The sequence below is a fragment of the Kocuria sp. GQ42 genome (genome assembly GCF_059758435.1).
Genome location: NZ_JCAXEN010000019.1, coordinates 1 through 326, shown reverse-complemented (window position 1 = coordinate 326; position 326 = coordinate 1). Strand labels below are relative to the sequence as shown.

1 protein-coding gene is annotated in these 326 nt (G+C 74.8%); it reads right to left on the bottom strand.

Annotation, left to right across the window (positions count from 1 at the left end; genetic code table 11):
• The coding region (locus tag AC6CH6_RS17875) for a 3-hydroxyacyl-CoA dehydrogenase NAD-binding domain-containing protein (protein WP_498256164.1) at positions 1 to 326 on the bottom strand (326 nt) is incomplete at both ends.

The window sequence follows — 326 nt, the reverse complement described above, 5'->3', positions numbered from 1 at the left end:
GTCTCGGCGAGGTGGCGCTCGACCTCCTGCAGGGCCGCGACCTTCAGGTCCCACGACTCCGGGACGGCCTCGACGACGAGCTCGCAGTCCGCGAAGTCGGCGTGGTCGAGGGAGACGGTCAGGTTCTCGGCCCACTCGTCCAGGTTGCCGTCCACGCCCCCGCGCTCCAGGGACTTGGCGAGGTCCCGCTCGATCCGCTCGCGGGCGGCCTCCGCGGCCTGCCCGTCCCGCTCCACCACGGTCACCCTCGCCCCGGCGAGCAGGAAGGCGTGGGCGATGCCCGCGCCCATGCGGCCTCCGCCCAGGACGCCGACGACGGCGGGAAC